At 72.0% G+C, this 24,336-nt stretch carries 19 protein-coding genes; 5 read left to right on the top strand and 14 right to left on the bottom strand.

Annotated features, from left to right (window positions below):
- Nucleotides 1-87: 87 nt before the first annotated feature.
- Nucleotides 88-708, top strand: a complete 621-nt coding sequence (locus tag KRH_RS03360; RefSeq protein WP_012397765.1) for a TetR/AcrR family transcriptional regulator — start codon at nucleotides 88-90, stop codon at nucleotides 706-708.
- Nucleotides 705-2,501, top strand: coding sequence for an MDR family MFS transporter (locus tag KRH_RS03355; RefSeq protein ID WP_012397764.1), 1,797 nt, complete (start codon nucleotides 705-707; stop codon nucleotides 2,499-2,501). Before KRH_RS03360 ends, KRH_RS03355 begins: the two co-directional genes overlap by 4 nt.
- A gap of 187 nt (nucleotides 2,502-2,688) precedes the next feature.
- Here the strand turns inward: KRH_RS03355 and KRH_RS03350 are convergent, their stop codons facing one another.
- The 4 genes from KRH_RS03350 to galU form a co-directional block, all read right to left on the bottom strand.
- The gene (locus KRH_RS03350; protein ID WP_041297304.1) at nucleotides 2,689-4,647 is read right to left on the bottom strand and encodes a CYTH and CHAD domain-containing protein; all 1,959 of its coding nucleotides are present in this window, start codon (nucleotides 4,645-4,647) and stop codon (nucleotides 2,689-2,691) included.
- 80 nt (nucleotides 4,648-4,727) lie between these two features.
- Nucleotides 4,728-5,639 carry a hypothetical protein gene (locus KRH_RS03345; protein ID WP_226905928.1) on the bottom strand — a complete coding sequence of 304 codons (912 nt, stop codon included), beginning with the start codon at nucleotides 5,637-5,639 and terminating at the stop codon, nucleotides 4,728-4,730.
- 225 nt (nucleotides 5,640-5,864) lie between these two features.
- Nucleotides 5,865-6,506, bottom strand: coding sequence for a GNAT family N-acetyltransferase (locus KRH_RS03340; protein ID WP_012397761.1), 642 nt, complete (start codon nucleotides 6,504-6,506; stop codon nucleotides 5,865-5,867).
- A 14-nt stretch (nucleotides 6,507-6,520) separates the two neighbouring features.
- Complete coding sequence (galU, locus tag KRH_RS03335) at nucleotides 6,521-7,429, bottom strand: UTP--glucose-1-phosphate uridylyltransferase GalU (protein WP_012397760.1); 909 nt, start codon at nucleotides 7,427-7,429, stop codon at nucleotides 6,521-6,523.
- A gap of 110 nt (nucleotides 7,430-7,539) precedes the next feature.
- Here galU and KRH_RS03330 point away from each other — a divergent pair, with 110 nt between their 5' ends.
- The 3 genes from KRH_RS03330 to cpaB all read left to right on the top strand — a co-directional run bounded on the left by KRH_RS03330 (nucleotide 7,540) and on the right by cpaB (nucleotide 9,594).
- Complete coding sequence (locus KRH_RS03330) at nucleotides 7,540-8,157, top strand: 5-formyltetrahydrofolate cyclo-ligase (RefSeq protein WP_012397759.1); 618 nt, start codon at nucleotides 7,540-7,542, stop codon at nucleotides 8,155-8,157.
- A 58-nt stretch (nucleotides 8,158-8,215) separates the two neighbouring features.
- Nucleotides 8,216-8,596, top strand: a complete 381-nt coding sequence (locus KRH_RS03325; RefSeq protein ID WP_012397758.1) for an FmdB family zinc ribbon protein — start codon at nucleotides 8,216-8,218, stop codon at nucleotides 8,594-8,596.
- Between the two features lie 326 nt (nucleotides 8,597-8,922).
- Entirely contained in the window at nucleotides 8,923-9,594 is a 672-nt protein-coding gene (cpaB, locus tag KRH_RS03320; RefSeq protein ID WP_012397757.1) for a Flp pilus assembly protein CpaB, read from the top strand.
- A gap of 27 nt (nucleotides 9,595-9,621) precedes the next feature.
- On the opposite strand, the gene KRH_RS03315 is transcribed toward cpaB, so the two are convergent.
- The 10 genes from KRH_RS03315 to groES all read right to left on the bottom strand — a co-directional run bounded on the left by KRH_RS03315 (nucleotide 9,622) and on the right by groES (nucleotide 24,334).
- Nucleotides 9,622-9,864 (bottom strand): hypothetical protein, encoded by a 243-nt coding sequence (locus KRH_RS03315; RefSeq protein WP_012397756.1) that lies wholly within the window; start codon nucleotides 9,862-9,864, stop codon nucleotides 9,622-9,624.
- Complete coding sequence (locus KRH_RS03310; RefSeq protein WP_050738032.1) at nucleotides 9,854-13,711, bottom strand: DEAD/DEAH box helicase; 3,858 nt, start codon at nucleotides 13,709-13,711, stop codon at nucleotides 9,854-9,856. Before KRH_RS03310 ends, KRH_RS03315 begins: the two co-directional genes overlap by 11 nt.
- Nucleotides 13,712-13,804: 93 nt before the next feature.
- Entirely contained in the window at nucleotides 13,805-15,403 is a 1,599-nt protein-coding gene (gene guaA, locus KRH_RS03305) for a glutamine-hydrolyzing GMP synthase (RefSeq protein WP_012397754.1), read from the bottom strand.
- A 42-nt stretch (nucleotides 15,404-15,445) separates the two neighbouring features.
- The gene (locus KRH_RS03300; RefSeq protein ID WP_012397753.1) at nucleotides 15,446-16,039 is read right to left on the bottom strand and encodes a DUF3817 domain-containing protein; all 594 of its coding nucleotides are present in this window, start codon (nucleotides 16,037-16,039) and stop codon (nucleotides 15,446-15,448) included.
- The gene (locus tag KRH_RS03295) at nucleotides 16,032-17,012 is read right to left on the bottom strand and encodes an SURF1 family protein (RefSeq protein WP_012397752.1); all 981 of its coding nucleotides are present in this window, start codon (nucleotides 17,010-17,012) and stop codon (nucleotides 16,032-16,034) included. Before KRH_RS03295 ends, KRH_RS03300 begins: the two co-directional genes overlap by 8 nt.
- A gap of 53 nt (nucleotides 17,013-17,065) precedes the next feature.
- On the bottom strand, nucleotides 17,066-18,187 hold the full coding sequence (locus KRH_RS03290) for a GuaB3 family IMP dehydrogenase-related protein (protein ID WP_012397751.1): 1,122 nt from the start codon (nucleotides 18,185-18,187) through the stop codon (nucleotides 17,066-17,068).
- Between the two features lie 49 nt (nucleotides 18,188-18,236).
- Nucleotides 18,237-19,733 (bottom strand): IMP dehydrogenase, encoded by a 1,497-nt coding sequence (guaB, locus tag KRH_RS03285; RefSeq protein ID WP_041297521.1) that lies wholly within the window; start codon nucleotides 19,731-19,733, stop codon nucleotides 18,237-18,239.
- 151 nt (nucleotides 19,734-19,884) lie between these two features.
- The gene (locus KRH_RS03280) at nucleotides 19,885-21,987 is read right to left on the bottom strand and encodes an acyltransferase family protein (RefSeq protein ID WP_226905929.1); all 2,103 of its coding nucleotides are present in this window, start codon (nucleotides 21,985-21,987) and stop codon (nucleotides 19,885-19,887) included.
- A 353-nt stretch (nucleotides 21,988-22,340) separates the two neighbouring features.
- Nucleotides 22,341-23,927, bottom strand: a complete 1,587-nt coding sequence (gene groL / locus KRH_RS03275) for a chaperonin GroEL (RefSeq protein WP_012397748.1) — start codon at nucleotides 23,925-23,927, stop codon at nucleotides 22,341-22,343.
- 110 nt (nucleotides 23,928-24,037) lie between these two features.
- Nucleotides 24,038-24,334 carry a co-chaperone GroES gene (gene groES, locus KRH_RS03270; RefSeq protein WP_012397747.1) on the bottom strand — a complete coding sequence of 99 codons (297 nt, stop codon included), beginning with the start codon at nucleotides 24,332-24,334 and terminating at the stop codon, nucleotides 24,038-24,040.
- Between the last annotated feature and the right edge of the window lie 2 nt (nucleotides 24,335-24,336).

The raw sequence follows: 24,336 nt of genomic DNA, 5'->3' as shown, positions 1-24,336 counted from the left end.
GAGGTCGCCGTGCGCGGTGAGCGGAATCATACCCACCGGGCAAACTCTGCACTTGTGCAAGTTTGCACGAGTGCATAATGTGTACCCGTGACCACACCCCAGCCGTCCCTGCGTGAGCGCAACCGCACCCGCACGCTTGCCGAGATCCACCAGGCCGCCCTTGAGCTCTCCGCCGAGGGCCGCTTCTCGGACACCACCGTGGACGCGATCGCCGAACGCGCGGGCGTGTCCCGGCGCACGTTCTTCAACTACTACGCGAGCAAGGAGGACGCGGTGCTGGGCATCACCCCGCCGCAGATCTCCGAGGCCGCGCACGCGCGCTACATGGACCGCAGCACCGGCGACGAGTTCGCCCGCACCGTGCGGCTGTTCATGGACGTGCTGCGGGACGCCACGGGTCCACCCGAGCTCATGGCCGAGCGCCGCGCCCTGGTGGACCACCACCCCGAGCTCAAGCGCCGCATCGGGATGCACGTGACCACCGCGGAGTCCCTCGTGGTCTCCACGGTCGCGGAGCACTCCGGGCGCGGCCCCACACCCCGTTCCGAGGAGACCACGCACGCTTTCGTGCTGCTGGCCGGCTCGGTCATCAAGTTCGCATTCCGCACCGACACCCACCTGGCTGCCGTGTCCGACGACGCCGCCGTCCAGCGCGCGCTCGACCACGCCATCGGTGTCTTCCGCACCGCTCTCAAGGAGATCTCATGACCGCCACCGCCACCCGGGCTGTGTCCAGCCCTCCCGTGGACGAGAAACCACCCCACCTCGGACTGCTGTTCGCGAGCCTCATGGTCGTCATGCTGCTCGCGTCCCTCGGCCAGACCATCCTCTCCACCGCCCTGCCCACCATCGTGGGAGACCTCGGCGGTGTGGACCACATGAGCTGGGTCATCACCGGCTTCATCCTGGCGTCCACCGTGATGATGCCGGTCTACGGCCGCATCTCGGACCTCTTCGGCCGCAAGCCCGTGCTGATCGCGGCCATCGTGCTGTTCATCGCGGGCTCCGCCCTGGGTGCGGCGGCCGGGACCATGAGCTCGCTCATCACCGCCCGCGTGGTGCAGGGCCTGGGCGGCGGTGGTCTGATGATCCTCGCCCAGACCTCCATCGCGGACGTGGTCCCCGCCCGTGAGCGCGGCAAGTACATGGGTGTGATGGGCGCCGTGTTCGCCGTGTCCTCGGTGGCCGGGCCGCTGCTGGGCGGCTGGATCATGGAGGGTCCCGGCTGGCGCTGGGCGTTCTCCTTCAACATCCCGCTCGGCATCCTGGCCATCATCGCGGTGGCCGTGTTCCTCAAGCTGCCCCGGCGGCCCCGCGAGGAGCGCGAGCGCATCGACTATTTGGGCATGGTCCTGCTGGCCGGTGCCACCACGTGCCTGATCCTGGTGTGCACGTGGGGCGGGACCCAGTACGACTGGAACTCCCCGCAGATCCTGCTGCTGTGCGCCACCACCCTGGCCGGGGCCATCGCCTTCGTGATCGCCGAGACCCGCGCGAGCAGCCCCGTGATCCCCCTGTCCCTGTTCAAGGACCGCAACTTCACCCTGACCACCGTGTCCGGGCTCGCGGTGGGCGTGGCCATGTTCGGCGCGATCGGCTACATGCCCACCTACATCCAGATGGTCAAGGGCGTGGACGCCACCCAGGCCGGTCTGCTCATGACCCCCATGATGGCGTCCCTGCTGATCACCTCGATCGTCTCGGGCCAGATCGTCTCCCGCACGGGCCGGTACAAACTGTTCCCCCTGGTGGGCATGGTGATCATGGGCATCGGCCTGTGGCTGCTGTCCACCCTGGAAGTCTCGGACTCCACCGTGCGGATGTGCGTGTTCCTCGCCGTGTTCGGCGCGGGCATCGGGCTGAGCATGCAGATCCTGGTGCTCATCGTGCAGAACTCGGTGCCCAACCGGATCGTGGGCACCGCCACCGCCTCCAGCAACTTCTTCCGCCAGGTGGGAGCCACCGTGGGCTCCGCCGTGGTGGGCTCGCTGTTCATCTCCCGGCTGAAGGACCTGCTGGCGGAGAACCTGCCCAAGATCCCGGGCAAGTCCGCCGGGGCGATGGACGCCAACTCCTTCACCCCGCAGAGCGTGCACGGGCTGCCGGCCATGTTCCGCGACCCGGTGATCCAGTCCTACAACGACGCCCTGCTGCCCATCTTCCTGTTCATGATCCCGCTCGCGGTGCTCGCGTTCGTGCTGCTGCTGTTCGTGGAGGAGAAGCCCCTGGCCACCCGCGTGGACCTGAGCACGGGCGAGATCTCCACGGTCGAGGCCACGGCCACCGAGTCGGATGCGGCTGCGAGCACCTCGGAGCACCCCGTGGACACCGCGCATGAGCCGGAGGCCGTCACGGTCGGTGCCACGCCCGAGGCCACGCGCGCCCCGGAGGGCTCGCAGGCGTCGTCGTCACCGCAGGCAGCGGCGGCCACGCAGAGCGCGCCCCGCCCGGCCCGCAGGGGCCGTCGCAGCGGCCGCCCGGCACCGCGCCACCGGGCCTGAGAGAGCGTTGCGGGGCCCGGGCGGTGCACGCCGTTCGGGCCCCGGAACCGGCCACTCCGCGCGGGCCGGGTGCGCTCGGTGGGACGAAGACTGCCTGCCCACCGCAGGGCCCGACATCACGGGCCCGAACCCGCGGGACAGCACCGCCCCGCCCCCGGGAGGCACACCGGGGGCGGGGCGGTGCTCGTCAGTCCTCCGAGGGCAGGGCGTCCCGCAGGTCCTCCACGAGGTCCTCGAGGATCTCCGCCGCCTCCAGCATCCCGTTGCGCAGCTCCATGAGCTCCGCACCGTGCAGCACCCCCACCGCGTAGCGGTCCTTGCCGGTGCGCTGGAAGGAGCGGGCGGCGCGGGCCAGCCACTCCTCCATGACCGCGGCGTCGGTGATGACCCCGAGGTCGTCCTGGTAGTCCTTGGCCACCACGGCGGCACGCGTGCGCTTCTTCCCGGCCTTGGCGTGCACCCCGATCAGGGCCTCGGAGACGTAACGTGCGGACTTGGCGGCTTTGCGGGTCTCGTGCAGCACGTCGAACGCCGCGGCGGTCTGCTGCGGGTCCTTGCCGGGCAGGCTGATCCGCTCTCCCACGTCCTGGGCCATCTGGCTCACGGCCACCTCGGCCCCGGCCTCCGGCGCGGTGGTGGTGGCCGTGACGAGCACCCGGTTCAGGGCCGCGCCGAGCACGGCCTTGGCGAACTTCTTGTCGGAGAGCTGCGCGGCCCGCTCCGTGAAGCCCTCGCCCCGCCCGAGGGCTCGCAGGTCCCGGACCAGCTGCAGGTACTCGGCGCTGTCCAGCTCGCGACGCACGGCACGCCCCGTTCCCGTGCCCAGGTGCTGGGCCGCCTCGCGCAGCTCGTCCTTGGCTGTGGCGCTCAGCACACCCGCCGGCTGCGCCTCGAGCAGCACGTCCAGCCGCTCCAGCGCCACCTCCTGGTCCCTCGCGTCCCCCAGCACGCGCGCCAGGTCCTTGAGACGCTGCTCCATGTCCGTGACCACGTTCTCCGCCACGAAGCCGCGGGAGGCCTGCAGCACGCTGCGCAGCGCCCGGGAGCGCACCCGCATCTGGTGCACTGCGTCCGGGGCGTCGATGCGCACCGCGAGGTCCCAGCGCTGCAGCTGCGCGGTGAGGTGCCCGATCATCTCCGACAGCGCGTCCGCCCCGGTGCGCTCTCCCGTGCTCCGGGACTCCTTCGGGGACGACGCCGCCCGCTCACCCGTGCCGGCGTCCGCTGCGGACCCGGCGCTCTGAGCAGCGGTGTCCTCGCGGTCCGCCGCCTTCGTGCGGTCCTTCGCGCCCTTCTTCCCACCCTTCTTGCCGTGCATTGTGCCCGACTTCTTGCCGTCCTTCGTGCCCGCCGTGCCGTCGGTTTTCCCGTCCGCGGTGTCCTCGGAGGAGCCGTCCTGCCGAGCAGCATCCGCGCCCGACGCCGCCGCGTCCGTGGCGCTGCCCGGTGCCGCGAGCTCGGAACCGGTGCGGGCGTCGTCGTCGGTCGCCTCGGGCGCGTTCTGCGGAGAGACCACGCGGACGGTGTCCCCGCCGTCCTGGCCGAGGGCGCGCGCAATCTTGGCCACGGAGCTGGAGGGCTCCGCGCCCGCGGCGAACAGCACCGCCTCGACCGCGCGGAACACGGTCTTCGCCTGCTTCTCCGTGAGGTCCTCGCGGCTGAGCTCGACCTCGCACTCGGTCCACTCCCGGGTGACCCCGGCCCGCTCGTCCCGCGCGGAGACGGCGTCCAGGCACAGTTCCGCGTACTGGCCGTCCTCGCCGAGCACCGGGTAGAGGGTGCGGTGGGTGTCCACGGTGGCCACGGGGGTGAGTTCCTCGCCGAGCGTGAGCCCCAGCAGCACCTCGCGCAGGGCGGCGGGCACGCGTTCGGGAGCGGTCTTCAGCGGTTCGAAGTGCAGTTCGCCGCGCACGGAGCCGGTCTCGTACTTCACGTGCCAGCCGTCGTCGCTGCCCCCGGTACGACGCCGCACGGCCACCTTCGCGCGGGCCAGCAGCAGCTCCGCGGTGTCGTGGTACGTGGCGCTCATGTCGTGCTCCACAGCCTCCCCCACCGTGAAGTGCTCGAGCTTGTGCAGCTTGAGCTTGGGCTTCTTCTTCCCGGCGACGTCGTACTTGCGTTCGATCTCAACCTGGTGGGTGACCATGGTGCTCCCTGTGTGGAACACGCCGCGGACCTGGTGGGGTCCGCGGCGTGCTGTCTGCAAAGTGGTGGGTTCGGAACGGGTCAGGCGCGGCGTCGCTTCAGGACGTCGTCGAGGTTCAGTGCGGCGGGTTCCGGCTCGCCCATGCGCACCGCGTCCTTGAGCGTGGTGGACGTGGCGGCGGGGCGCTCGGGCACCGGCAGCGGCTCGGGCTCGCGGCGGTGCACCACGGGGGCCTGCGTGTAGAGCGGCTTGGGCACGGGCACCGGCTCCCACGTGGCGGAGTCGGACGCGGTGGTGCGGGCCACCTTGAGGGCCTCCGCGCGCAGCTCGGCCACCGTGTAGCTGGGCTCGGGCGCGGGCTGCTGGACCTCGGCGGCCGCGGGCAGCTCGTCCCCGGCGGGCAGGTCCAGGGCGGCGTCGTCATACAGCTGCTGCTCCGCGCGGTCCTGGCGGGCGCGGTCCTCGTGGTCGAAGATCGCGTGCTGGGCGGGTGCGCTGCGCTGCTCGGCGGAGCCAGCGGCGATGCCCGCCCGGTCGGTCACGGCCAGGTAGCGCAGCCCCGCGACGCACCCGGCGCCCAGCAGCAGCAGCACCACGGGCACGGCCCAGGTGACGGCGGTGAACGGCGCGGCCAGCGCGGTGATCAGGGCTGCGGCCACGAGCACCACACCGGTGAGGAACACGATGGTGCGGTCCCACCTGATCCGCAGCCCCGCCAGGAACCCGTGCTGGACGGTGCTGGCGGACGGCGCGTGTGCCGTTGACTCCATGGCTGTCGTCTCCCGTTCGTGACAAAGATGTGATGGGGCGCTCACGCCCACTCTACTGGGCGCGGGGCGCGCGTGCTCGCGGGTGTGGACGGTGGGGTCGAGCTGCAGGTCCGGTGCCTCCACCTGGGCCAGCACGGGGATGCTCGTGCGCCGTGCCACGTGCGGTGCGCACCACATGACACCCAGCACGATCACGGCCACCAGCACCGCTGAACTACTCACCCATGACAATCCCACCGATTAAGGGTAGGGCAGGCGCGAAGAATTCCCGCGGTGGAATAGGCGTGTTGCTCACATCAATGTAATTCGATGCTTCTGTGACGGTCCGTGACCCTCTCCCGGGCGCATCGTGGCCGGTCACGCGGCGGATCCGCGGTGGGCGGTCATGGCCCGCGGTGCGCGCGTTCACCGTCGGTTGACGCCCCGGACGACCCCCTGCGGAGGTGCTCAGTGGGGCGCGCGGCGCACGATGATGCCGGTCTCGGAACCGGTGAACCGCTGCACCAGTCCGTCGGGGGCCTCCTCGGCGGTGAGCGCGAAGCTGCGGTGGTCCGCCCACCGCCCGGCGATGTGCAGGAAGTCCTTGCGCAGACCCTCGTCCCGGAAGCCCAGCTTCTCGACCACGCGCAGAGACTTGGCGTTCTCCGGGCGGATGTTGATCTCCATCCGGTGCAGCCGCAGGTGCTGGAAGCAGTAGTCCGTGGCCATGGCCACCGCCATCGGTGCGATGCCCCGGCCCGCCTGGCCGCCGTCCACCCAGTACCCCAGGGTGGCGGAGCGGAAGGACCCGTACGTGATGCTCGAGACCGTCAGCTGGCCCACGAGCTCCTGCCGGCCCTGCCCCGGGTCCAGCTCCGTGATCAGCCACGGCAGGGTCTGGCCCGCGCGCGCCTGCTGCCGCATCAGCCGCACGAAGCGGCGGTACGACGGCGCCGCGGCACCCGCCTCGGGGTTGCTTGCCTCCCACGGCTCGAGCCACTGCCGGTTGCGCGCCCGCACCCGGTCCCACTGCTCCCGGTCACCCATGGACAGTGGGCGCAGCATCAGCTGCGCCCACTGCACCGTGACGGGCCACTGCGCCGCGTCCACGTCCGGAAGGGTCCTCAGGACTCGAGGGTCTGGGCGTAGTCCTTGATCCAGGAGCGCAGACCGGGGCCGAGGTCCTCGCGCTCGCACGCGAGTTCGATGTTGGCCTTGAGGTAGGACAGCTTGTCCCCGGTGTCGAAGCGGCGGCCCTTGAAGACCACGCCGTACATGCCGTGGGCGCTGTCCCCGCGGTCCGCGATGGTCTGCATGGCGTCCGTCAACTGGATCTCGTCCCCGCGGCCGGGCGCGGTGTTCTCGAGGATCTCGAAGATCTCCGGGTGCAGCACGTAGCGGCCGATGATGGCGAGGTTCGAGGGGGCGTCCTCGGGAGCGGGCTTCTCCACGAGCCCGTTGATCCGGACGTGGTCCTCACCCTCGAGCACCGTGACGTCCGCGCAGCCGTAGGCGCTGATGTTCTCGCGGGGCACCTCCATGAGGGCCACCACGGAGCCGCCCGTGCGCTCCTGGACCTCGATCATCCGGGAGAGCAGGTCCTCCTTCTCGTCGATGAGGTCGTCCCCGAGCAGCACCGCGAACGGGTCCTGCCCCACGTGGGTCTTGGCGCGCAGCACGGCGTGGCCGAGACCCTTGGGATCCTGCTGGCGCAGGTAGTGGATCTCGCCGAGCTCGGAGGCGTGCTCCACCCCGGCCAGCAGGGCGTCCTTGCCGGACTCCTTGAGCTGCGCCTCGAGCGCGGGAACGCGGTCGAAGTGGTCCTCCAGGGCCCGCTTGGAGCGCCCGGTGATCATGAGGACATCGTCGAGGCCGGCGTCCACGGCCTCCTGCACCACGTACTGGATGGCCGGGCGGTCCACGACCGGCAGCATCTCCTTGGGCATGGCCTTGGTGGCGGGCAGGAACCGGGTGCCCAGCCCCGCCGCGGGAATGACGGCCTTGTGAACGCGCTTCATCTCGTGTGGGCTCATGGACTTAGGGTAAAGCACGACACATCGGCGCCCGCGCTCCAACCCCCGTGTGGTGCGGTGAGTCCGCTGATGTACTCCCAAGAGCGGACACTCACGGCAGGAGCACGCGGATGGGGCAGCCCGGAGCCGGGACCCACGAGAAGGCGCAGCTGCGTGCGCAGGTGCGGCAGCGGCGTCGTCGTCGCAGTGCCGGCGCTCGCCACGCCGCACAGGCCGGCTTCGCGGCGCAGCTCGCGCGCGTGCTCGCCCGGACGGGCCCGGGCGACGTCGCCGCGTTCCTTCCCCTGCCCGGCGAACCACCGCTGCTGCCCGGGCTGGAGGCCGCGCACGCCGCGGGACGACGCGTGTGGCTGCCGGTCGTGGAGCCGGGGCACCGGCTCGCGTGGGTGCAGTGGCACCCGGGCGCCGAGCTCGTGGCCGGGTCCCTGCCAGGGCTGCTGGAACCGGCCGGACCCCGCCGGGAGCTGGACGTGTTCGCCGCGGTGCGGCTGCTGCTCGTGCCAGTGGTGGCGGTGGACCGCGACGGCGTGCGGCTCGGCTTCGGCGGCGGCTACTACGACCGCTTCCTGGAAGGTCTCGGGAGTGCGGGACACCGGCCGCGGACCATGGCGTGCTGCTTCGCGGACGAGGTGCTCCCCGCCGGGCACGTGCCCCGGGAACCCCACGACGCCGTGCTGGCCGAGGTGCTCACCGAGCGCGCGGTGCTGCGGCTGGGCGGAACCGACTGAGGCGCTGCCGCGAGTAGGATGAGGGGTCGCAGAATCCCACCCCACCGAAGGAAGCCCCGTGCCCGTATACGCCTACGCCTGCAAAGACTGCGGCCATGCTTTCGACATCCGCCAGTCCTTCTCCGACGACGCTCTCACGGTCTGCCCCGAGTGCGGCGGGCAGCTGCGGAAGAAGTTCAACTCGGTGGGCGTGGTGTTCAAGGGCTCCGGCTTCTACCGCAACGACTCCCGCTCGGACTCCTCGGCCGGCGGGCGCTCCTCCGGCACCGGGACCGCGGGGTCCGGGGACTCCGGCTCGCAGAGCTCCACCGCCTCGAGCTCCGGTGACGGTGGCAGCTCCAGCGGGGCGGGGGCCACGACCTCCGGCACGTCGTCAGCCAGTTCCTCGACCTCCGGCAGCTCCGGAAGTGGCAGCTCGGGCGGCGACGGGAAGAAGTGACCGCAGCCGACGCGGGCTGAGGGCCCGCGTCGAGCGCGTCCTCCAGGCCCCGCCGCCGGCCCCGGCACGGCAGCCGCTCCCCCGGGATGCATCCTGGCCGGTCCGAGCAGCACCCGGTCCGTTCGTGGGCGGAGCTCTCCCGGTGCGAACAGCCCCGGCGGCTGGCCCGCGCGCACCGCCCGTCCCGCACGACCCGCTCCGCGAGCGGCGGACGCCCGCGGCATCCGCCCTGCCCATCCTGCCCACCGACGCAGCGCGGGCCAGAGCTGTCCACCGCTCCCTGATCGACGGCCGGGGCCCGGGTCACCCGTGCCTAGCGTGCGGTCATGAGCTCATCGTCTCGCCCGCACTATCCGCTCGGACTGCGCCTGCGCACGGCGGTGCGGCGCCGCCACCGTCTCGTGGCCGCCGCGCTGTGCGCACTGGCCCTGACACTCGTGGTCCTCCGGCTGGCCCCTCCCGGGGCCCGGACCGCTCCCGTGGTGACGGCCGCGCACGAGGTCCCCGCAGGCACTTCCCTGGGCGCGGGCGACCTGGCGGTCTCGCAGTTCCCCGAGGCGCTGGCCCCCACCGGTGCGTACGCCTCCCCCGCCGAGGCACAGGGTCAGACCAGCGCCGTGGCGCTCACCCCGGGGCAGCCCGTGACGTCCTCCACCGTGCTGGGCCCCGGCGTACTCACCGGCCAGCCGACGGGCACCACGGCCGCCACCGTGCGCGTGAGTGATCCGGCAGTGCTGCGGCACGTGCGCCCGGGGGACGCCGTGGACGTGGTGCACCACACGGACGAGGCCCGCAGCGCCCGGGGGCGCACCGCGGCACGGGCGGTCACCGTGCTGTGGGCGGCCGGGGCACCGTCCGGCACCGGCAGCTCGCTGCTCGCGGCAGGCACCGACGACGACGCCGGCCTCGTGGTCCTGGCCGCGCCCCGTGAGACGGCCGCGGAGCTGGCGTCCCTGGAGGGCAGTGGACGCGTGTCGCTCGTGCTGGTGTCCCGGTGAGAGCGCACGCGGCACCCCTCGGGGTCCTCAGCCCCAGTGCGGGGGCCGCTGCTCCCGCAGCCAGGTCTCGTGCCCCGATCCGCTCACGGCCTCGCGGGGGTCGGGGGCGTCCGCTCCGAGCTCCGGCTCCGCGTGACCCCAGTCCTGCGAGCCCAGCGCACGGTCCGGATCGCCGGAGGTGCCTCCCGTGACCCGCCGGTGCGAGCCACGACGACGCCCGCCCGGCCGGGTGCCGCCGGTGTCTTCCCGGGCCGGGGGTTCAGTCCCCATCCTGTGCACCGCCCCGGACGCCCCGCGGCTCGGCGGACGTGTCCGCGGCACCGTCGGCGGGCGGCTCGCCCGCGAGTCCCAGGTAGCGCTGCACGAGTGCCGCCACGGTCTGGGGATCCGTGAACACCTCCACGGACCACAGGCTCACGTAGTTCCAGCCCGCGCGCTCCAGGTGCTGCGGGACCAGCCGGGAGCGCTCGCGCACGCTCAGCGCCCGGCTGCGCGGCGAGCCGTCCGAGCGCATGGCCACCGGGATCCGCACCGGGGCCTCCGGTGCGCTCGGCTGCAGCACCGCCCCGGCGGAGAGGGACTCCGCGTCCGCGTGGGCCGCCACGTCCACCGCGTGCGCGTAGCCGGTGTGCACGGTGGCCCCGGCGCTGCGCAGCCGGCGGGCCAGGTCTGCCACCAGGGCATCGGTCACCGCCTCCGCGTCCTGCGGCGGGGCGGGCGCCCGCTCGGACGTGGTCTGCTCCCCGAAGAGCACCTCGAGCATGTGGTACATGTCCTTGGCGCCGTACTGGAGCCGGCGGGGCTCCGTGTCCTTGGGATGGATGGACGTGACGATGTGCGTGTGCCGCCGCGCGCGGGTCATCCCCCGCACGAACGCCTGGCGGCCGTCGCGCTCCGAGAGCGCCCCCAGCTGCGGGGTGCTGCGCCCGGACGTGGTGCGGCCGAAGCCCAGGGAGAAGATCACGGTGTCCCGCTCGATCCCCGCGGCCCGGTGCAGCTCCACCACGCGGAAGGACTCGTGGCCCGGGGCGAAGAACTCCGCCGACTCCCCGGTCTCCCGCAGCCGACGCTGCACGGCCTGCGCCACGCGGGCCGCATGCATCGCGCTCGCGGTGACCACGGCCAGCGAGCGCTGCGGGTGGCGGGCGGCGTGCGCGAACACGAGGTCCACGGTGCGCTGGACCTCCGCGGTGGGCGCCTGCACCCCCTCGCTGCCCGCGGTGAGCACACCCACGCCGTCCGCCACGTACTCGGCGGAGAGTCCGGTGGTGGCGGCCACGAGCTCCGAGGCGTACGGGATCCGGGTCAGCCCGCCGTCGTAGAAGGCCTCGTTGAGGTAGTCGAACAGCCGGGGGTCCATGGGCCGCCGCACCGAGGTGAGGCTGCGCGAGTCCACCACGCGGGACAGCGCGTCCCACGCGGAGTCCACCTCGGTGGCGGGCGGCGCCACGTCCCGCGCGCTCACGTGCGGTGCCACGGTGAACGGCTGCGGGCCGCCCGCGTGCGGGTCGCCGAACGCGATCACCTGCCGGGCCTTCACGAGCGCGGGCAGCGTGGCCGCGAGGGGGGTGGACTCCGCGTCCAGCACCACCACGGTGTCCACGCTCTGCTCCTCCCCGAGGGTGGCGGTGAGCGCGAGCGGGCTGGCCGTCCACACGGGCACGAGCGCCGGGGTGAGGTGCTGCACCCGGTCCAGCTCCTCGGTGCGCACCCGTCCGCTGCGCAGCATGTCCCGCAGCAGCCGCGCCTCGCGAGGGAACTGCCGGGCCGCCAGGGACCACCGGGTGGCGAGCTCGTGCTCCAGGCGAGCGGGGGCCGCCGCCACGTGGGCCGAGTCGGCGCGTCGGAACGCGGACTCGGTCCTGCGCAGCTGGGTGCCGTCCGGCATGGCCACGAAGTCGTCCCCACTGATCATGGCCTCCAGCACGGACTGCCACCACGCGAGCTCCAGCTCGTCGTCCACGCGCTCCGCGGGCACCCCGCGCGTCTCGAGGTCCTCGAGGAATTCGCCCAGGCCCCGGGCGCGCAGGTCCTCGAGCAGCACGGTGCGCTCGGGCAGGGTGCTCAGGTGGGGCTCGTCGTTGATCAGCTCGTCCAGGATCACCGCGAGCTCGTCCACGCTCGCGGACTCCAGCCGGGCCGCGGTGGCCGAGCCCTCCAGGGCGATCGCGAGGCCCTCGAGGTCCTCGCGGAAGCGCCGGTGGGTGCGCAGGGTCTCCTCCGCACGGTCGGAGACCGCGGGCTGCTCCAGGGTGGTGGCCCACTGCCGCCACCGGTCCCGCTCCGACTGCACCTTCACGAGGGCCGCGTGCAGGTCCGAGAGGTGCACGCCGGGACGGATGTACTCCTTGGCGGCCTTGCGCAGCCGGGAGCGCTGCAGGCCGCTGAGCTCGATCTCGTGGTCACGGCGCCAGGACGCGGACGCGGTGGCCGCGATCAGGTCCGTCACGGGGCGGTCGTAGATGTCCGGGGTGAGGTGGCGCAGCGAGTTGCCCACGTCGATCACGAGCTCCAGCTGCTGCTCCCACTCGGCGATCGTGGTGCCCACGCGCAGCCCCGAGACCCCCAGCACGTGCCGCATGGCCGTGGTGAGGGTGGTCAGCTCCAGCAGCAGGGACTTCGCGAGCTCGTGCGCCTGCCGGGCCTCGTCGTCGTTGACCAGCCGGGCACCGTGCCACGGGCTGGCCAGGGTGGCGGCGTCGAACGCGCCGAGCCCGGCCGCACGCTGCAGCTGGCGCCGCACCTCCGCGCGGTGGGACACGGCGTCGAGCACCGACCGGCGGAAGCGGACCGCGGTCTGCGGGCCGGGTTCGCGCGCCGTGAGCTCCGCGAGCGCCTGCATGGCCTCGTACGGCGAGGCCTGCCAGCGCGGGCGCCGGGCGTGCAGGGACTCCTCGTGCACCCGCAGCTGCTCGCGCGAGCGACGGAGCACGTCGTGGATCTGCTCCGTCTGCGGCTGGACGGCCCGCTCGTTGCGGGCGACGGCGCGCACGAGCCGCTCGGCGACGTCGTCCGGGCTGAGGTGCGAGCCCAGGGGCAGCACGAGCGAGTCGAGCCCCGTGCGGTTCCAGGCGCGGGTGAAGGCGGCCAGCGTGGTGCGAGACTCGCCCAGGACCACCACGCTGCGCCCCCCGTGCACCAGGGCGCCCACGGTGGAGACCACGGTGTCCACGGCGGGGGTCCCCACCGGGGTGCCCACCACGAAGCTCTCCCCCTGCTCGGCCAGGTCCACGACCTCCTGCTGGTCCGCGTCCAGGTCCGTGAGCAGCAGCTCTTGCGCTGGATCGCGCTCGTCCAGGGCAGGGGCACGGTTGGTGACGGGCTCGACCACCGGCAGCTTGCCCACCTCGGGGTTCTTCAACCGCGCCAGGTCCGCCACGAACCGGCTCCGGGCCACCACGTGCTCGTCCGCCGGGCGCTCGTGCAGGTCCGCGAACGTGGAGACCACCAGCTGGTGCTCCACGTGCATCCCGGGCACCTCCGCGGCCAGCTGGCGCAGGGTCTCGAGCACGGGCGCCGGGTCGAGCTTGCGCGTGCCGTACGCGAGCCGGGACATCTCCGCCGTGGCAAGCTCGACCCCGTGGTCCTCCCGCAGCCGGCGGACCAGCGCCGGGTTCAGGTGGGCGGGGCCCACGATGTGCAGCTCGAAGTCCTTGTGGTCCGGGCGCAGCTTCACGCTCACCGGGGCCAGCAGCACGGGGGCGATGAAGCGCCGCAGCCCGTCCGCCACCGGGTCCGCGAGCCAGGAGGCGGTGCCCGCCGCGAGGTAGGCGGCGTCCAGCCCGTGGCCCACGGACAGCTCGTGGATCTTGGTGCGCAGCGCCCGCGCGGAGCGCACCGCCCGGTCGTAGGCGGGGGTGTCCTGGTGGATCATCGTGGACAGCCGCGTGGGGCGCTGCATCAGCAGCTGCGCCTGCCCCGAGGAGTTCGCCTCCGTGAGGTCGATGCACACGTTGTCCACCTGGTTGAAGTCCAGGAGGGTGTCCGGGCCGGTGTAGGCGTCCATCTGCTGGGTCCACGCCCGCAGGGACACACGGGGGTGCTGGCCGTCCGACGGCGAGGCACCCGCGTCCTGGGGTGTCTCGCGGGGGGCGTCGTGCGGTGCGGGTGTCGGCATGGTGCTCCTACTCACGAGTGCGCCGGTCTGCGCCACGGGGAAGTGGGGCCGACCGGCGCACCGGAACTGACGATGGTCCTCAGGGGGCGGGGGTCACTCCCACTCGATGGTTCCCGGCGGCTTGGACGTCACGTCCAGGACCACGCGGTTGATCTCCTCGACCTCGTTGGTGATCCGGTTGGACACCCGCGCCAGCAGCTCGGAGGGCAGCCGGGACCAGTCGGCGGTCATGGCGTCCTCGGAGCTGACCGGTCGCAGCACGATCGGGTGACCGTAGGTGCGGCCGTCGCCCTGCACGCCCACGGAGCGCACATCCGCGAGCAGCACCACGGGCATCTGCCAGACCTCGTCGTCCAGACCCGCCCTGGTGAGCTCCTCGCGCGCGATCGCGTCCGCGCGGCGCAGGATGTCCAGGCGGTGCTCGGTGACCTCGCCGATGATGCGGATGCCCAGGCCGGGGCCGGGGAACGGCTGGCGGCCCACGATGTTCTCGGGCAGCCCGAGCTCGCGGCCCACCGCGCGGACCTCGTCCTTGAACAGGGCCCGCAGCGGCTCCACGAGCTCGAACTGCAGGTCCTCGGGCAGGCCGCCCACGTTGTGGTGGCTCTTGATGTTGGCCGCGCCCTCACCACCGCCCGACTCGACGACGTCCGGGTAGAGGGTGCCCTGGACCAGGAACCGCACGGGTTCGCCGTCCTGGGCCTCGGCGCGAAGCACCTTCTCCTCGGCGGCCTCGAACGCGCGGATGAACTCCCGGCCGATGGCCTTGCGCTTGGTCTCGGGGTCGGTGACTCCCTTGAGGGCCTCCAGGAAGCGGTCCTGCTCCCGAGCCACGTGCAGCTTGACGCCCGTGGCGGCCACGTAGTCCTTCTCGACCTGCTCGACCTCGTCCTGGCGCATCAGCCCGTGGTCCACGAGCACGCACGTGAGGCGGTCGCCGATGGCGCGCTGCACGAGGGCCGCGGCCACGGCGGAGTCCACGCCGCCGGAGAGCCCGCACAGGGCCTTGCCGTCACCCACCTGGGCGCGGATCGCGGCCACCTGCTCCTCGATGATGTTGCCGGTGGACCACGTGGGGCTCAGCTGGGCGCCGTTGAAGAGGAAGTTCTCCAAGATCTTCTGCCCGTACGCCGAGTGCTTGACCTCGGGGTGCCACTGCACGCCGTAGAGGCGGCGTTCGCGGTTCTCGAAGGCCGCCACGGGGGCACCCTCGGTGGTGGCCAGGGTGGTGAAGCCCTCGGGGGCGGCCGTGACGGAGTCACCGTGGCTCATCCACACGGTCTGCACGTCCGGGGTGCCGTCCAGCAGGGTGCCCACGGCGGTGTCCTGGCACGTGGCGGTGGTGGCGCCGTACTCGCGCACCCCCGTGCGCTCCACGGTCCCGCCCAGGGCGGCGGCCATGACCTGGAACCCGTAGCAGATGCCCAGCACGGGCACGCCGGCCTCGAACAGCTCGGCATCGCGCTGCGGCGCGCCGGGCGCGTACACGGAGGCGGGGCCGCCGGAGAGGATCAGGGCAGCGGGGTTGCGCTGCAGGATCTGCTCCGTGGACCAGGTGTGCGGGACGATCTCGGAGTACACGTTGGCCTCGCGCACCCTGCGGGCGATCAGCTGCGCGTACTGCGCACCGTAGTCGACCACGAGTACCGGGCGTTGCTCCAGTTCGCTCAGGTTGTCAGGGGTTTCAGTCACGCCCCCAAGTCTAGAACACGTGGGCCCGTGCCCCGGCGGGCCTCAGTAGCGTTTGGCGGCCTTGGGATTGGCCGCGAGCTCCGCCTCGGTGGAGCGGTGGATCTTGCGCTCCACGATGAACGAGAGGAACGGCACCACACCGCCCAGCGCCATGACGATCAGCTGCGGGAACGGCCAGCGCATGAGGGACCACACGCGCAGGCACGAGAGCAGGTAGACCACGTAGAACCAGCCGTGCACGATCAGGATCCAGGTGGACACGTTCACGCCACCGGCCAGGTTCTCGAGATCCAGGTTCTGCCAGCCCAGGGCCACGCTCTGCCCCGTGGTCTTGTCGGTGCCCCCGGCGATGAGGTCGTAGCCGAGCGCGTAGCGGGTGACCATCTCGGCCACGAGCAGCAGCAGGAACGTGCCGGAGACCCACGCGCACACCTTGTAGATGTTCAGCGCGGTCCGGATCTGCGCCTCGGTGCCGCCGAAGCGGCGTCGCGGCTTGAGAGCGGCGGCCTTGGCACGCACGCTGTCCGGGACGGTCGCGCGCTCGGGGCTGGCGTCTTCCGGGGCGCTCACGCGCACACCGTCGGTGCGTCGCACCGGGCGGGGCTGCTGGTCGGGCTGCGGCGTCTGGTCAGTCATGGGTGGCTCCGTTGTCAGGTCGCGGGGTGTCGCGGGGCGGGGTGCGCTGCTGCCCACCGGCCACCGCGGGCTGGTCGTCGAAGTAGTAGTAGCGCTGGTCCTGGGCGTCCCAGTAGTAGTAGGACTGCTCGGACTCGTCCCAGAAGTAGTCGCCGTCGAAGTAGAAGTACTGCTCGGGGTTCTCGCGGCGCAGGTGCTCGTCCCGCACGAAACGCCACCACAGGAAGATGGCGAACCCCGCGAAGACCACCCACTCCACGGCGTAGAACAGGTTCAGTGCGTGCACGGAGGTGTCCGTGGGCTGCTGGTCGATCTGCAGCCGGGACAGCCCCGCCCCCAGGGGCCCGGCCGACGCCGCCACGGTTCCGTCATCGGCCAGCGGCGCGGGGTACTCCCCCGGACCCTCCGCAAACGCGGCCACGTACCCCGAGTACAGGGGTGCGTTCCACAGGTTGCTCAGCTGGGCGGAGGCCACCGAGGCCACCTGCCCGCGCTCGGTGTTCTGACTGGGCAGCGGGGAGTCGGTGGGCATCAGGCGACCGGTGACCCGGATCTCCCCCGTGGGCGCCCGGGGTGCGTCCTCCGGGGAGGCCACCCAGCCACGTGCCACGGCGATCCCGAGGTCCTGGTCCGCGGCATCCCAGCGCTGACGGGACTCGGGCAGCACCAGCTCGGTGACCACCCAGTACCCGGAGACGCCGTCCTGGAGCCTGCCGGGGACCAGCACCGTGGTCTCCGGGCGGTAGGTGCCCACGGCGGTGACCACGTGGTCCGCCTGCTGGGCGGTGGTCGCCTCGCCGGGCGGGACCACGCTCTCCAGGTTGCTCACCCGGTCCTTGGAGGGGTCCGCCACGGTGGTGGAGGTCAGGGACGCGTTGAGCTGCCAGCGGCTCAGGAGCACGAACAGCACCGCCACGAGCAGGGCGACCGCCAGGAAGGCCAGGGAGCGGGGACGCAGGGCGGATTTCAGCACCCCTCAACCCTACTGGCCACCCCTGGACGTTCTCCACACTCCCGAGGCTGCACTCAGCTGCGGATGACCACCTCGGCGCGCTGGAACTCCTTGAGGTCCGAGTAGCCGGTGGTGGCCATGGCCCGGCGCAGCGCGCCCATCACGTTGGAGGAGCCGTCCACGTGGCGGGAGGGCCCGTTGAGCAGCTCGTCCAGGGGTCCCACCGTGCCCACGTGGGTGCGCACACCGCGGGGCGAGTGCGGGTTGTGCGCCTCCGCGCCCCACAGCCAGCCTTGACCGGGTGCCTCCTCCGCGCGGGCCAGGAGGGTGCCGAGCATCACGGCGTCGGCGCCCATGGCGATGGCCTTGACGATGTCGCCCGAGGTGCCCAGGCCGCCGTCGGCGATCACGTGGACGTAGCGCCCGCCGGACTCGTCGAGGTAGTCGCGGCGGGCTGCGGCGACGTCCGAGATGGCCGTGGCCATGGCCGCGTGGATGCCCAGGATGGACTCGGTGCGCAGGGACGCTCCCCCGCCGAAGCCCACGAGCACACCGGCCGCGCCCGTGCGCATGAGGTGCAGTGCCGGGGTGTACCCCGCGGCGCCGCCCACGATCACCGGGACGTCGAGGTCGTAGATGAACTGCTTGAGGTCCAGCGGGTCCTGGGTCTTGGACACGTGCTCCGCGGAGACCGTGGTGCCTCGGATCACGAACAGGTCCACACCGGCCTCGAGCACGGTGCGGTAGTGCTCCACCACGCGCTGCGGGGACAGGGACCCGGACACGCTGACCCCCGCCTCGCGGATCTCGGCGAGCCGGGCGGTGATCAGCTCGGGCTGGATGGGCGCCGAGTACAACTGCTGCATGCGGCGCGTGGCCTGCGGCAGGTTCTCGGAGCTGAGGTCCGCGATCTCGTCCAGGACGGGCTGCGGGTCCTCGTAGCGGGTCCACAGGCCCTCGAGGTCCAGCACGCCCAGCCCGCCGGCTCGGCCGAGGTCGATGGCCGTGGCCGGGGACATCACCGAGTCCATGGGCGCACCCACCACGGGGATGTCGAACTGGTAGGCGTCGATCTGCCACGCCGTGCTCACGTCCTGCGGGTCGCGCGTGCGCCGGGAGGGCACCAGGGCGATCTCGTCCAGGCTGAACGTGCGGCGCGCCCGTTTGGAACGCCCGATCTCGATGTCGTAGCTCACGAAGGGTCCTTTCACCGCGCGGTGCGCACGGGGGTGGGTGCGGCGCGGATCAGCGCTTGTAGTTGGGGGCTTCCACCGTCATGGTGATGTCGTGCGGGTGGGACTCCTTGAGCCCCGCCGGGGTGATCCGCACGAAGCGGCCCTTGTGCTTGAGCTCGTCCACGCTGTGCGCGCCCACGTAGAACATGGTCTGGCGCAGCCCGCCGTCCAGCTGGTGCAGCACGGAGGACAACGGCCCACGGTAGGGCACCTGGCCCTCGATGCCCTCGGGGATGAGCTTCTCGTCGTCGGAGACGTCCGCCTGGAAGTAGCGGTCCTTGGAGTAGGACGTGTTCTTGCCGCGGGACTGCATGGCTCCCAGCGAGCCCATGCCGCGGTAGGCCTTGAACTGCTTGCCCTGCACGAACACGAGCTCCCCCGGGGACTCGTCGCAGCCCGCGAGCAGCGAGCCGAGCATCACGGAGTCCGCGCCGGCCACGAGCGCCTTGCCGATGTCGCCGGAGAACTGCAGCCCGCCGTCGGCGATCAGCGGCACGCCCGCGGGGATGGTCACCTGGGCGGCCTCGTTGATCGCGGTGACCTGCGGGACGCCCACGCCCGCGATGATGCGGGTGGTGCAGATGGAGCCCGGACCCACGCCCACCTTCACGGCGTCCGCGCCGGCGTCCACGATCGCCTGGGCACCGGCGCGCGTGGCGGCCTGTCCGCCGATGACGTCGACGTGCGCCGCCGCGGGCTCCTTCTTGAGCCGGGCGATCATGTCCAGCACGCCCTGCGAGTGGCCGTTGGCGGTGTCGATGAACAGCGCGTCCACACCGGCCTCCACAAGCGTCATCGCGCGCTCCCAGCCGTCGCCGAAGAAGCCCACGGCCGCGCCCACGCGCAGCCGACCCTCGTCGTCCTTGGTGGCCAGGGGGTACTGCTCCGCCTTGGTGAAGTCCTTGACGGTGATCAGCCCGGTCAGCCGGTCCTGCTCGTCCACCAGCGGCAGCTTCTCGATCTTGTGCTGGGCGAGCAGCGCGTGGGCCTCGTCCTTGCCCATCCCCACCTTGCCCGTGACCAGCGGCATGGGGGTCATCACGTCGCGCACCAGGCGGGTGTCGAAGTCGCTCTCGGGCAGGTAGCGGGTGTCGCGGTTGGTGATGATTCCCAGCAGCCGCTGGTCCTCGTCCACCACGGGCAGCCCGGAGACCTTGTAGTAGCCGCACAGCCGGTCCAGCTCCGCCAGGGTGGCGTCCGGGGACACCGTCACCGGGTTGGTGATCATCCCGGACTCGCTGCGCTTGACGCGGTCCACGTGGTCCGCCTGGTCCTGGATGGACAGGTTGCGGTGGATCACGCCCATGCCGCCCTGGCGGGCCATGGAGATGGCCATCGCGGACTCGGTCACGGTGTCCATGGCGGCGGAGAGCACGGGGGCCTGCAGCGTGATCCGGCGCGAGAGCCGGGTTTTGGTGGACGCCTCCGAGGGGATCACGTCCGTGTTGCCGGGCAGCAGCAGGACGTCGTCGTAGGTCAGTCCGGTGAAGCCGAACGGATCGTCCATGAGTGCCGTGGGCACGTTGTCAGACACGGGTAGTCCCTTCCACGCGAGAATGTCGCCCCCAGTCTACGGGCCACGCACGCCCTCCCGGCGTCGGGCGCCCACCCCGCGGCACCCCGGACGACGACGCCGCTGCCGCGCTGCCCAGCCCGTCTCACCCCAGCTGCTCCACGGCCGCCACGAGGTCCTCCCGCAGCAGCGGCGCCATGCTGCGCGCGTAGTCCCACGTGAGGTGGTGGGAGTCCAGCCACACGTTCAGGTTGCCGATCACGGGAGCGCACACGCCCTGCGGGCAGATCAGGGGCGTCGGGTCGATGCCCCTGTAGCCCGAGATGGACTCCAGCGACCGGGCGGGGTTCTCCGCCGCGAGCACCTCGTCCTTCACAGTGGTGCAGGAGGGGTCCTCGCGGCCCTTCTCCGCGACGCACCGGGTGGGGTCGTGGCCCAGGCGCGGGTTGTCCCGCAGGCCCACCACCGTGGCGCCGTGGTCCGTGAGGCGCCGGACCACGGGCCCCAGGCCGTCGACCACGTGCTCGGCGCCCCCGTCCATGAGCTCGGCGCGGGTGGAGGTGGTGAGCACGGCGTCCGGCTGCAGCTGGTCCAGGTATTCGAGCACGGCCTCGTTGCCCTTGCGGCACTGCGGACTCTGCCCCTCGACGCCCAGCCCGCACCCGGGCTGGAGCACCGAGACCAGCTGCCAGTTCTCCTCCTCGGCCACCGGGATCACCGCACCCATGTACTGCTCCATGTGGGAGTTGCCCACCACGGCCACCACCTTGGTGGGGTTCTCCACGGCGCGTGTCTGGTGGCAGAAGTCCTGCGCCACCGCGTTGTCGGCCTTCAGCGGGCCGCGGCAGGACTGCGGCAGTCCCACCCACTGGTCCGCCATTGACGCTGGCAGCACGGGTGCGTTGGGATCCCCCTCGAACTCGAAACCGGGCTCCAGCACGCGTGCCCCGGGATTGTTGAGCTCCGCCTGCGCCTCGAGCTTCGCCTCCCGGTGGTGCGCCGCCGCGGCCCAGGATCCCGCCACTGTCAGCACCAGGCCCATGCACACCGCGATCACCAGGCCCAGCCGCCAGTTCTTCGCCTCGGGCCACGCCCAGTTCTTCAGGGGAGTTTCCACGAGACGGGTGAGCAGCAGGGCGAGCAGCAGCGAGACCACGACGATGACCATGCCCGAGCGGGGCCCGGCGACGGGACGTTCCCGGACGACCAGGTAGGTGATCAGCAGCGGCCAGTGCACGAGGTAGAGGGCGTAGGCGGCGTCGCCCATGCGCACCACCGGTGCCCACGAGAGGAACCGGTCGAAACCGATCGGCGAACCGGACTGTCCTGCCACGATGATCGCGGCAGCCGAGAGCAGCGGCCACAACGCGATCCACCCCGGGAAGGCGCCCCGGACGTCCACGAGGAGGCCCACGGACACCATGCTCACGAAGCCCACCCAGCCCAGGAGCACCCGGAGCCAGCGGCTCGGCCGCAGGTACGGGATGGCCAGGGCCACGAGGGACCCCAGTGCGAACTCCCACAGCCGCGCGCGGGTGTCGAAGTACGCGAACGCCTGCTGAGTGTGGGTGGTGATCACCGAGAACGCCAGTGAGATGACGAAGACCGCCCCGAAACACCCCGCGAGCACGGGCACGCTGCTACGCCCGGTACGCCTCTTGACGAGCCACGCGAGCGCGAAGATGAGCGGCCACGCCAGGAACACCTGCCCCTGGACCGACAGCGACCAGAAGTGCTGGAACGGGGAGGCGCTGGAGTGGTCCGCCGCGTAGTAGTCCACGGCGTTGAAAGCGAGCGACCAGTTCTCCACGTACAGGATCGACGCCACGCCCTGGGAGCGGAAGGACGCCGCGTCCGCCACCGGGTAGAACAGCCACAGCAGCAAGAACGTCCCCAGGATCACCAGGGTGGCCAGCGGCAGCAGCCGCTTGAACGTGTGCAGCCAGTACCGGCCCAGCCCGAGCGGCCGCCCACCCTCGATCTTGCGCACGAAGGAGAGGGTCATGAAGAACGCGGAGATGAACAGGAAGATGTCCACCCCGCCGGAGACCCGCCCCACGAACACGTGGTAGACCACCACGAGCAGCACCGCCACCGCGCGCAGGCCCTGTACCTCGGGGCGGAACCCCGAGTACCGCGCCACGCGCTCGGAGGGGGTCGAGCTCGCCGCGGTGCCGACGCCCGGACCTCGGGTGTCCCAGGGCGGGGTCTTCTCGGGATGCAAAAGCGGGGGTGGGGGGAAGCGCATCGCGTCAGGCTATGCCAGGCGCGCAAGCGGGGCCAACCCGGGCACTGCTCGTGGGTCTCCCCCGTACGGCCTTGTGCCCGGGCACCCCGGACGACGCCGCTCGTGCGGGAGCCGCGTGGCGTGGCACCCCCGCCGCGGGCAGCGCAGCGGCCCGCTCCGTGTGGAGCGGGCCCTCTCGCCGTCCCTGGCCCGGCGCGCGGTGCGCCCGGGAGAACGCCCGACGGCCCGAACGATCCCGGGCACGGCAACGGCGGCCCACTCCCTCGGGAGTGGACCGCCGTTGCGTTCACCCGCTCAGCCCGGGGCGCCCCCGCCGGAGCGGGCAGGGCACCCACGGGAGCGCGGGACCGGGATCAGTCCTCGTCCTGGTCCTTCTTCTCGGCCACCAGGGTCTCGGTGGTGAGCACCAGGGCCGCGATGGACGCCGCGTTCTGCAGGGCGGAACGGGTGACCTTCACGGGGTCGATGATGCCCGCCGAGAGCAGGTTCTCGTACTCGCCGGTCAGTGCGTTGTAGCCATTGCCCGGCTCCATCTCGGCCACGCGGGAGGCCACCACGTTGCCGTCCTGGCCCGCGTTCTCCGCGATCCAGCGCAGGGGCTGGGTCAGGGCGCGGCGGACGATGTTGACGGCCGTGGCGGCGTCGCCCTCGAGGCCGAGGTCCGTGCCGTTGAGGGACGCGGAGGCGTGGACCAGCGCGGAACCGCCGCCGGCCACGATGCCCTCCTCGAGCGCGGCACGCGTGGAGGACACGGCGTCCTCGATGCGGTGCTTGCGCTCCTTCTGCTCCACCTCGGTGGCGGCGCCGACCTTGATCACGGAGATGCCGCCGGCCAGGCGCGCGAGGCGCTCCTGCAGCTTCTCGCGGTCCCACTCGGAGTCCGTGCGGGCGATCTCGGAGCGGATCTCGGCCACGCGCTCGGCCACGGCGTCCGAGGACCCGGCACCGTCCACGAGCGTGGTCTGGTTCTTGGTCACCGTGATGCGGCGGGCGCGGCCCAGCTGGGAGAGCTCCACGCCCTCCAGGGAGATGCCGAGCTCCGGGGTGATCACGGTGGCGTCCGTGAGCACCGCGAGGTCCTGCATGATCGCCTTGCGGCGGTCGCCGAAGCCGGGGGCCTTGAGGGCCACGACGTCCAGCGTGCCGCGCAACTTGTTGACCACCAGGGTGGACAGGGCCTCGCCCTCGACGTCCTCCGCGATGATGGTCAGCGGCTTCTTGGCCTGCAGCACCTTCTCCAGCACGGGCATGAGGTCCTGGATGGCGGAGATCTTGCCCTGGAACAGCAGCACGTAGGTGTCGTCCAGGACGGCCTCCTGGCGCTCCTGGTCCGTGATGAAGGACGGGGACAGGTAGCCCTTGTCGAACTGCATGCCCTCGGTGACGTCCAGCTCCACCTCGGTGGAGGAGCCGTCCTCGATGGTGATCACGCCGTCCGTGCCCACGGTCTCGAAGGCGCGGGCGATCAGCTCGCCGATCTCCTCGGACTGGGCGGAGATCGCGGCCACGTGCGCCACGTCCTTGCCCTCCACGGGACGGGCGTTGTCGAGCAGGCGCTGGGACACGGTGGCCACCGCGGCCTCGACCCCGCGCTTGATGTCGCTGGGGGCGGCGCCCGCGGCCACGTTGCGCAGGCCCTCCTTCACAATGGCCTGGGCGAGCACCGTGGCGGTGGTGGTGCCGTCACCGGCGACGTCGTTGGTCTTGGTGGCCACTTCCTTGGCCAGCTGAGCGCCGAGGTTCTCGTACGGGTCCTCGAGCTCCACCTCACGGGCGATGGTCACGCCGTCGTTGGTGATGGTGGGCGCGCCCCACTTCTTGTCCAGGACCACGTTGCGGCCGCGGGGGCCGAGGGTGACCTTGACGGTGTCGGCCAGGCGGTTCACGCCGGCCTCGAGCGCTTTGCGAGCGGTGTCGTCGAACACCAACTGCTTGGGCATGGGAGTTGCTCCTTAGGGAACCGGGAAAGAGTGCGGAGACGACGTACGCGGTGCCCGCGCGGCCCGTTGCCGGGCGGTCGGGCACCGCGTACGAAAAGGGTGTGGAGAAGTTACTTCTCGATGACGGCCAGCACGTCGCGCGCCGGGAGCACCAGGTACTCCTCGCCGTTGTACTTGACCTCGGTCCCGCCGTACTTGGAGAAGATGACCAGGTCACCCTCGTTGACGTCCACGGGGATGCGGTTGCCCTTGTCGTCCACGCGGCCCGGGCCCACGGCCAGGACGGTGCCCTCCTGGGGCTTCTCCTTGGCGGTGTCCGGGATGACCAGACCGGAGGCGGTGGTCTGTTCAGCGGCCAGCGGCTGAACCACGATGCGATCCTCGAGGGGCTTGATGGAGACCGACACGA

Origin of the sequence: Kocuria rhizophila DC2201, assembly GCF_000010285.1 — a bacterium.
Lineage (GTDB): Bacteria > Actinomycetota > Actinomycetes > Actinomycetales > Micrococcaceae > Kocuria > Kocuria rhizophila_A.
The sequence above is the reverse complement of the archived record's forward strand: the minus strand, read 5'-3'. Positions and strand labels throughout refer to the sequence as shown.

Excerpts from the sequence above, each read along its gene's own strand:
- KRH_RS03280 (WP_226905929.1), bottom strand. The coding sequence starts at position 21,987 with ATGCGCTTCCCCCCACCCCCGCTTTTGCATCCCGAGAAGACCCCGCCC.
- guaB (WP_041297521.1), bottom strand. The coding sequence starts at position 19,733 with ATGGACGATCCGTTCGGCTTCACCGGACTGACCTACGACGACGTCCTG.
- KRH_RS03310 (WP_050738032.1), bottom strand. The coding sequence starts at position 13,711 with ATGCCGACACCCGCACCGCACGACGCCCCCCGCGAGACACCCCAGGAC.
- cpaB (WP_012397757.1), top strand. The coding sequence starts at position 8,923 with ATGAGCTCATCGTCTCGCCCGCACTATCCGCTCGGACTGCGCCTGCGC.
- groL (WP_012397748.1), bottom strand. The coding sequence starts at position 23,927 with ATGCCCAAGCAGTTGGTGTTCGACGACACCGCTCGCAAAGCGCTCGAG.
- KRH_RS03350 (WP_041297304.1), bottom strand. The coding sequence starts at position 4,647 with ATGGTCACCCACCAGGTTGAGATCGAACGCAAGTACGACGTCGCCGGG.
- KRH_RS03315 (WP_012397756.1), bottom strand. The coding sequence starts at position 9,864 with ATGGGGACTGAACCCCCGGCCCGGGAAGACACCGGCGGCACCCGGCCG.
- galU (WP_012397760.1), bottom strand. The coding sequence starts at position 7,429 with ATGAGCCCACACGAGATGAAGCGCGTTCACAAGGCCGTCATTCCCGCG.
- KRH_RS03300 (WP_012397753.1), bottom strand. The coding sequence starts at position 16,039 with ATGACTGACCAGACGCCGCAGCCCGACCAGCAGCCCCGCCCGGTGCGA.
- KRH_RS03355 (WP_012397764.1), top strand. The coding sequence starts at position 705 with ATGACCGCCACCGCCACCCGGGCTGTGTCCAGCCCTCCCGTGGACGAG.
- KRH_RS03330 (WP_012397759.1), top strand. The coding sequence starts at position 7,540 with ATGGGGCAGCCCGGAGCCGGGACCCACGAGAAGGCGCAGCTGCGTGCG.